9 protein-coding genes are annotated in these 7,554 nt (G+C 65.7%); 2 read left to right on the top strand and 7 right to left on the bottom strand.

The window, feature by feature from the left end:
- Window positions 1-1,149: alpha-E domain-containing protein (locus QZ500_RS09055; protein WP_295854048.1), on the top strand; the 1,149-nt coding region annotated here is incomplete at its 5' end.
- Between the two features lie 3 nt (window positions 1,150-1,152).
- Window positions 1,153-2,043: a transglutaminase family protein gene (locus tag QZ500_RS09060; protein ID WP_295854050.1), complete on the top strand. Its 891-nt coding sequence runs from the start codon at window positions 1,153-1,155 to the stop codon at window positions 2,041-2,043.
- A 79-nt stretch (window positions 2,044-2,122) separates the two neighbouring features.
- Here the strand turns inward: QZ500_RS09060 and gltA are convergent, their stop codons facing one another.
- The 7 genes from gltA to QZ500_RS09095 all read right to left on the bottom strand — a co-directional run.
- Complete coding sequence (gene gltA, locus QZ500_RS09065) at window positions 2,123-3,433, bottom strand: citrate synthase (protein WP_295854053.1); 1,311 nt, start codon at window positions 3,431-3,433, stop codon at window positions 2,123-2,125.
- A gap of 87 nt (window positions 3,434-3,520) precedes the next feature.
- A complete protein-coding gene (locus tag QZ500_RS09070) occupies window positions 3,521-3,799 on the bottom strand; it encodes a succinate dehydrogenase assembly factor 2 (RefSeq protein ID WP_295854055.1) in 279 nt (92 codons plus the stop codon).
- Window positions 3,800-3,803: 4 nt separating this feature from the next.
- On the bottom strand, window positions 3,804-4,508 hold the full coding sequence (locus QZ500_RS09075) for a succinate dehydrogenase iron-sulfur subunit (RefSeq protein ID WP_295854057.1): 705 nt from the start codon (window positions 4,506-4,508) through the stop codon (window positions 3,804-3,806).
- Window positions 4,509-4,536: 28 nt separating this feature from the next.
- Complete coding sequence (gene sdhA, locus QZ500_RS09080; protein WP_295854059.1) at window positions 4,537-6,345, bottom strand: succinate dehydrogenase flavoprotein subunit; 1,809 nt, start codon at window positions 6,343-6,345, stop codon at window positions 4,537-4,539.
- Window positions 6,346-6,348: 3 nt separating this feature from the next.
- Window positions 6,349-6,714, bottom strand: coding sequence for a succinate dehydrogenase, hydrophobic membrane anchor protein (gene sdhD / locus QZ500_RS09085; RefSeq protein ID WP_295854061.1), 366 nt, complete (start codon window positions 6,712-6,714; stop codon window positions 6,349-6,351).
- A 19-nt stretch (window positions 6,715-6,733) separates the two neighbouring features.
- Entirely contained in the window at window positions 6,734-7,168 is a 435-nt protein-coding gene (gene sdhC, locus QZ500_RS09090; RefSeq protein WP_295854063.1) for a succinate dehydrogenase, cytochrome b556 subunit, read from the bottom strand.
- A 116-nt stretch (window positions 7,169-7,284) separates the two neighbouring features.
- Window positions 7,285-7,554: UTRA domain-containing protein (locus QZ500_RS09095; protein ID WP_295854065.1), on the bottom strand; the 270-nt coding region annotated here is incomplete at its 5' end.

Here is a 7,554-nt window from a genome sequence, read left to right on the forward strand (position 1 = left end):
CGCATCGCCACCGGCACGCACGAGATCACGTCGATGCAGCGCGGCGGCAGCAGTGCCGATGTCTGGGTGCTGGCGCAGCGGCGGGAAGAGGTCGATGCGACCACCCTGCTGCAGCCGCACCCCACGCCCGAGGCGATCATGCAGCGCCAGCGGCTGGTCACCAGCCGTGCCGCGGAGAACCTGTTCTGGCTCGGCCGCTATACCGAGCGGGCCGAGAACTCGGTCCGTCTGGCACGGCTCGCCCTGGTGTCGCTCGGCGGTGACGACCTGTCGTCGCAGCCGCTGCTGCATTGGCTGTCCGAGGCCGCCGTCGACAGCGGACTGGTGCTGGCGAGCGTGCCACATGCCGCCCAGGCACGGCGTGTCTTCGAGCGCTCGCTGATCGACGGGCTGGCCCATCCAGAACGCTACAGCGTCGGCCACAACCTGCGCGCGCTGCGCCAGGCGGCTGCCGGTGTGCGCGAGCGGCTGTCGCAGGAACACTGGAACATCATCGTGCGGGCCGAAGAGGAATTCTTCCGCCGGGCCGCGGCCCATGCCGACGAGGCGCATTTCCCGGCGATCGATGCGCTGCGGCTGCTGGAATCGGCAAGCGGCCATCTGGCCGCCATCACCGGCGGCCAGACCGACCGGATGACCCGCGACGACGGCTGGCGCCTGCTGTCGATCGGTCGCCACATCGAGCGGCTCGGCTGCCTGGCCGGCGCGCTGCAACTCGGCTTCGAAACCGGTGCGGTGCTCGACGAGGCCGGCTTCGAGGGGCTGCTCGCGCTGTTCGACAGCACCATCACCTTCCACGCCCAGTACCAGCAGACCCGCGATGTGCCGGCGCTGCTCGACCTCCTGGTGATGGACCGCGACAACCCACGGTCGCTCGGCTGGGTGGCGCAGACGCTGCGCGGCCGGCTGGCCAAGATCTCCGGCAAGCGGGCAGGGGAGTGGGAGGCGCTGTCGCTGGCGGTCCCGGATCCCGACCAGTGGGATCTGCCGACCCTGTGCGGCGACCCTACCGCCGCGCCGGGAACACTGTCGCCGCATCTCGGCGAACTGCTGCGCCTCTGCAGCGAATCGTCCTTCGCGCTGTCCGATGCGATCAGCGCCCTGTATTTCGCTCACACGGCCGACCTGTCGGTGAGCATCGCGACCTGAGCCATGCGCCTGCACATCCTGCACGAGACCCGTTACGACTACGCGCCCGCCGTGGACCGCGCGCGCCACATCGTGCACCTGAAGCCGCGCAACACCGTTTCCCAGACGCTGCTGCAGCACCGCCTGTCGGTATCGCCCGAGGTGTCGTCGCTCACCGACCGCATCGACGTGTACGGCAACACCCGGACGTCCTTCGCGCTGCAGACGCCGCACGACGGGCTGTGCGTGGTGGCCGACAGCATCGTCGAGACGGCGCCGCCGCCTGCGATGCAGCCCGGCGCGTCGATGGCCTGGGAAGCGGTGCGTGATCGTTTCCGCTACCGTGCCGGTGGCGTGTGGGACCCCGCGGCGGAGTTCGTCTTCCCTTCGGAATACGCACCCCGCCATGACGATTTCGCCGAGTACGCGCGGCCTGTGTTCTCGCCCGGCGTGCCGGTGCTCGATGCCGCGGAGGCGCTGATGCGGCGCATCCACGCCGACTTCATCTACGAAAGCGACAGCACTGGGGTGAACACGCCGGCGGTCGAGGCGCTGGCCCAGCGGCGCGGCGTCTGCCAGGACTTCGCCCACATCATGGTGGCCTGCTGCCGCGCGCTGGGCGTGCCGGCCCGGTACGTCAGCGGTTATCTGCTGACGCAGCCGCCGCCGGGTCAGCCGCGGCTGGTCGGCAGCGATGCGTCGCACGCCTGGGTGTCGGTGTACGCGCCCGCCCTGGACGGCAGCGCCGGCGGTGCGTGGCACGACTTCGATCCGACCAACGACCGGCAGCCCGGCGAGGACTATGTGACGATCGCCTATGGCCGGGACTTCGGCGACGTGTCGCCGATGCGCGGGCTGCTGCACGGCGGCGGCGACCACACGCTGGAGGTGGCGGTGACCGTCGAGCCGGTCTGAGGTGCGCCATGACGCTGCAAAACGCCCAAACAAAAAGCCCGCATCGTGCGGGCTTTTCTTTTGAGGCGCCGGCTGCCGATCAGCGCTTGTCGATCGCCGGCACGTCGCGGCGCTCGGAACCGACGAACAGCTGGCGCGGACGGCCGATCTTGTACTCGGGGTCGCCGATCATCTCGTTCAATTGGGCGATCCAGCCGACGGTGCGGGCCAGCGCGAAGATCGCGGTGAACAGGGAGACCGGGATGCCGATCGCGCGCTGCACGATGCCGGAGTAGAAGTCGACGTTCGGGTAGAGCTTGCGCTGTACGAAGTAGTCGTCTTCCAGGGCGATCTTCTCGAGCGCCATCGCCAGCTTGAACAGCGGATCGTTTTCCAGGCCCAGTTCGCCCAGCACTTCCTTGCAGGTTTCCTGCATCAGCTTGGCGCGCGGGTCGTAGTTCTTGTAGACCCGGTGACCGAAGCCCATCAGCTTCACGCCGGAGTTCTTGTCCTTGACCTGCTTGATGAACTCGCCGATCTTCTCGACGCCACCCGCCTTCTGGATGTCGTAGAGCATGTTGAGCGCAGCCTCGTTGGCACCGCCGTGGGCAGGACCCCAGAGGCAGGCCACGCCCGCTGCGATGGCCGCGAACGGGTTGGTGCCCGACGAGCCGCACAAACGCACGGTGGAGGTGGAGGCGTTCTGCTCGTGGTCGGCGTGCAGGATGAAGATCCGGTCCAGCGCCTTTTCCAGCACCGGGCTCACCTTGTAGGGCTCGCACGGCGTGGCGAACATCATGTGCAGGAAGTTGCCGGCGTAGCTCAGCTCGTTGCGCGGGTACATGTACGGCTGGCCGATGCCGTACTTGTAGGCCATCGCGACCAGTGTCGGCATCTTGGCGATCAGGCGGATCGCGGAGATCTCGCGGTGCTCCGGATTGTTGATGTCCGTGCTGTCATGATAGAAGGCCGACAGGCCGCCGACGAGACCGGTCATCACGGCCATCGGATGCGCGTCGCGGCGGAAGCCGCGCAGGAAGAACTGCATCTGCTCGTTGACCATCGTGTGGTTGGTCACCAGCTTGTCGAAGTCCTGCTTCTTCTGCGCGTTCGGCAGTTCGCCGTACAGCAGCAGGTGGCAGGTCTCGAGGTAGTCGCAGTTCTGGGCCAGCTGCTCGATCGGATAGCCGCGATACAGCAGTTCGCCCTTGTCGCCGTCGATGTAGGTGATGGCGGACTGGCAGGCCGCGGTGGACAGGAAACCCGGGTCATAGGTGAACATGCCCGTCTGCGCATAGAGCTTGCGGATGTCCACGACATCCGGGCCGATGCTGCCGCTGTAGACCGGCAGGTCGACGCTCGGGCTGCCGTTACTGAACGACAGGGTGGCTTTGTTGTCAGCTAGCTTCATATGCTTCCTTGGTTGTTGCCCGGCCGTGTCCGGTCGGGACGTCTCTGCTTGAAATCCACAGGTACGGCGCGGCTGTCTCCTGCCGCGTCACACCCGCAACATGTCCAGTACCTCGCGGACCTCGGGTGCGTCGGCGAGAGCGCCTTCGGGCTCCTTGCGCCGCAGCAGCAGGTCCATCAGGTCGTGGTCCGACAGGTCCATCAGCATCTCCAGGCCGCGGGCCTGACCGACCGTGATGCGCTCGCCCGGGCCGGCAAAGAATCGTTCGATGAACAGGTCGTTTTCCAGCAGGCCGCGGCGGCAGCGCCACCGCAGCTTGCTCAGCGCCCGTTCGTCGAGCGGTGCGTCGTCGCCGGCCTGGGTCATCGCATCAGACGGCGCGGCGCACCATCAATTCCTTGATCTTGCCGATCGCCTTGGTCGGGTTCAGGCCCTTCGGGCAGACGTCGACGCAGTTCATGATTGTGTGGCAACGGAAAAGACGGTACGGGTCTTCGAGGTTGTCGAGCCGTTCGCCGGTCGCCTGGTCGCGGCTGTCGGCGATGAAGCGGTAGGCCTGCAGCAGACCGGCCGGGCCGACGAACTTGTCCGGGTTCCACCAGAAGCTCGGGCAGCTGGTCGAGCAGCTCGCGCACAGGATGCACTCGTACAGGCCGTCGAGTTCTTCGCGCTCCTCAGGCGACTGCAGACGTTCCTTTTCGGGCGGCGTGTTCTCGTTGACGAGGTACGGCCGGATCGAGTGGTACTGGTTGAAGAAGTGCGTCATGTCGACGATCACGTCGCGGATGACGGGCAGGCCCGGCAGCGGCTTGATGACGATCGGGTCCTTCAGAGTACGGAGGTTGGTCAGGCAGGCCAGACCGTTCTTGCCGTTGATGTTCATCGCGTCCGATCCGCACACGCCTTCGCGGCAGGAGCGGCGGAACGCGATGGTCGGGTCGACGGCCTTCAACTTGATCAGGGCGTCGAGCAGCATGCGTTCGTTGCCTTCGAGTTCGATCTCGACGGTCTGCATGTACGGCTTGGCGTCCTTGTCCGGGTCATAGCGGTAGATCTGGAATGTGCGCTTTTGCATGATGTTCCTTGAGGGGTACCGGCGGGGTTCAGAACGTGCGGACCTTGGGCGGCACGGTGTCGACGGTCAGCGGCTTCATCCGGACCGGTTTGTACGCCAGGCTGTTGCTGGCGCTGTACCAGAGCGTGTGCTTCATCCACTCGGCATCGTTGCGGCCCAGCGGGAACTGCGCATCGTCGGCGGGGCGCTCGTAGTCGTCCACCGTGTGGGCGCCGCGGCATTCCTTGCGTGCGGCGGCCGACACCATCGTGGCCTGTGCGGCCTCGATCAGGTTGTCGACTTCGAGGGCTTCGATCCGGGCGGTGTTGAACACCTTGGATTTGTCCTTCAGCGTGATGCCGGCGACGCGCTGGCGCAGCTCGGCGATCTTCTGTACGCCCTGGTCCATGCTCGACTGCTGGCGGAACACGCCGGCGTGCTGCTGCATGCAGGCCCGGATGTCGGCCGCCACGTCCTGGGCGTATTCGCCGCTGGTCGAGGCTTCGAGCTGGTTCAGGCGCACGAGCGTCTGTTCGCCGGCGTCGGCCGGCAGCGGCTTGTGCTCCTTCAGCTTGTCGCTGTACTGCACGATGTGGTTGCCGGCTGCGCGGCCGAAGACCAGCAGGTCGAGCAGCGAGTTGGTGCCCAGGCGGTTGGCGCCGTGCACGCTGACGCAGGAGCATTCGCCGACCGCGTAGAGGCCGTTCACCACGACGCTCTCGTTGTCGCCGTTCTGGACGACGACCTGGCCGTTGATGTTCGTCGGGATGCCGCCCATCTGGTAATGGATGGTCGGCACGACCGGGATCGGCTCGCGGGTGATGTCGACGTTGGCGAAGTTGTGGCCGATCTCTTCCACCGACGGCAGGCGCTTGCGGATCGTGTCCGCGCCCAGGTGGTCGAGCTTCAGCAGGATGTAGTCCTTGTTCGGACCGCAGCCGCGGCCTTCCTTGATTTCCTGGTCCATGCAGCGGGACACGAAGTCGCGCGGGGCCAGATCCTTCAGTGTCGGCGCATAGCGCTCCATGAAGCGTTCGCCGTTGCTGTTCAGCAGGATCGCGCCTTCGCCACGGCAGCCTTCGGTCAGCAGCACGCCGGCACCGGCCACGCCGGTCGGGTGGAACTGCCAGAACTCCATGTCCTGCAGCGGAATTCCGGCACGTGCTGCCATGCCCAGCCCGTCGCCGGTGTTGATGAAGGCGTTGGTCGAGGCAGCGAAAATCCGGCCTGCGCCGCCGGTTGCCAGCAGGACCGTCTTGGCCTGCAGCACGTGCAGGTCACCGGTTTCCATTTCCAGCGCGGTCACGCCGACCACGTCGCCGTCGTCGTCGCGGATCAGGTCGAGCGCCATCCATTCGACGAAGAACTGGGTGCGGGCTTCCACGTTCTTCTGGTAGAGCGTGTGCAGCATCGCGTGGCCGGTCCGGTCGGCTGCGGCGCAGGCGCGCTGGACCGGCTTCTCGCCGTAGTTGGCGGTGTGGCCACCGAACGGGCGCTGGTAGATGGTGCCGTCGGCATTGCGGTCAAAGGGCATGCCGAAGTGTTCGAGCTCGTAGACGACCTTCGGCGCCTCGCGGCACATGAACTCAATCGCGTCCTGGTCGCCAAGCCAGTCGGAGCCCTTGATCGTATCGTAGAAATGGTAGTGCCAGTTGTCCTCGCTCATGTTGCCGAGCGAGGCACCCACGCCGCCCTGGGCCGCCACGGTGTGCGAACGGGTCGGAAAAACCTTGGACAGCACGGCGACGTTGAGGCCGGCCCGTGCGAGTTGCAGCGACGCGCGCATGCCGGAGCCGCCGGCCCCGACGATGACGACGTCGAACTTGCGCTTGGTGATGTTCTTCGTGGTGTAGGTCATTTTTTAGAGCCTCCAGAGGACCTGGATGGCCCAGCCGGAACAGCCGACGAGCCAGGCGATCGAGACGATTTGCAGGACGAGACGGATGCCGACGGGCTTGACGTAGTCCATCCAGACATCGCGCATGCCGATCCAGGCGTGGTAGAGCAGGGAGAGGATGGTGACCAGCGTCAGCACCTTCATCCATTGGGAAGAGAAGATGCCGGCCCACAGGTCGTAGCCGATCGGGCCGCGGCTGAAGATCAGGCGTGCCAGCACGACGACCGTGAAGATCGCCATGAGGGCGGCCGTGGCGCGCTGTGCGATCCAGTCGCGCACGCCGTAATGCGCACCCACCACGAGGCGCTTGGAACCGTAATTGACGGACATGTCGTGTACTCCCGCAGTATCAATAGAGGCCGAACAGCTTGGCGCCGAGCACGACCGTGAGGCCCAGGCTCAGCACCAGCACGACCTTGGCGGAGAACATGCCGGACTTCTTTTCCACCGCGTGGTGGTTGAAGTCCATGCGCAGGTGGCGCAGGCCGGCGATGAAATGGTGCAGGTAGGACCAGAGCAGGGCGAGGACCACCAGCTTGACGAAGAAGCCCGGCACGAAGCCGATGCCGTTCTGGAACACCGACGTGAAGCGGGAGAACGAAATTTCCGACGACACGGAGGTGTCGAACATCCAGATCAGGAACGGCAACAGCAGGAACATGATGACCCCGCTGATCCGGTGCAGGATCGACACCCAGCCGGCGGCCGGCAGCCGGTAGGTGGTGAGGTCCGTGAACGCATTGATATTGCGGAATTCGGGCCGCTTCTTGGCAAGCTCAGGCATGGAGTGGGGCTTTCAAGGTTGTAACTGCGTGGTAACTGGGGTGTGCGAACAACCCAAAATTCTATTGCAACGCACCATGGTCGACACGATCGCTGCGGCACGACCCGGCCAGTGAGTCAACTCAGGGCGTTGAGGTAATGGTGGCTGTCTGTCCTGTACAGGCCGCGGCGCAGTTCCATCGGCTGATCGTTATAGGTGAAAGCCAATCGCTCCACGCTGAGAAGGGGTGTTTGCTCGGGCACTTCCAGCAGCACGCTGTCGCCCGCTTGCGCTGCGACCGCGCGGATCTTTTCTTCGGCCCGCACCATGCGCACGCCGAACTCCAGTTCGAACATCGCATACGTCGGTCCCTGGTAGGCCCCCATCTGCGCGGCGGTCAGCCCTTT

The organism is uncultured Xylophilus sp., from assembly GCA_913776965.1.
In the GTDB taxonomy this organism is placed as follows: Bacteria; Pseudomonadota; Gammaproteobacteria; order Burkholderiales; family Burkholderiaceae_C; genus Xylophilus.

Excerpts from the sequence above, each read along its gene's own strand:
- QZ500_RS09060 (WP_295854050.1), top strand. The coding sequence starts at position 1,153 with ATGCGCCTGCACATCCTGCACGAGACCCGTTACGACTACGCGCCCGCC.
- gltA (WP_295854053.1), bottom strand. The coding sequence starts at position 3,433 with ATGAAGCTAGCTGACAACAAAGCCACCCTGTCGTTCAGTAACGGCAGC.
- QZ500_RS09070 (WP_295854055.1), bottom strand. The coding sequence starts at position 3,799 with ATGACCCAGGCCGGCGACGACGCACCGCTCGACGAACGGGCGCTGAGC.
- QZ500_RS09075 (WP_295854057.1), bottom strand. The coding sequence starts at position 4,508 with ATGCAAAAGCGCACATTCCAGATCTACCGCTATGACCCGGACAAGGAC.
- sdhA (WP_295854059.1), bottom strand. The coding sequence starts at position 6,345 with ATGACCTACACCACGAAGAACATCACCAAGCGCAAGTTCGACGTCGTC.
- sdhD (WP_295854061.1), bottom strand. The coding sequence starts at position 6,714 with ATGTCCGTCAATTACGGTTCCAAGCGCCTCGTGGTGGGTGCGCATTAC.
- sdhC (WP_295854063.1), bottom strand. The coding sequence starts at position 7,168 with ATGCCTGAGCTTGCCAAGAAGCGGCCCGAATTCCGCAATATCAATGCG.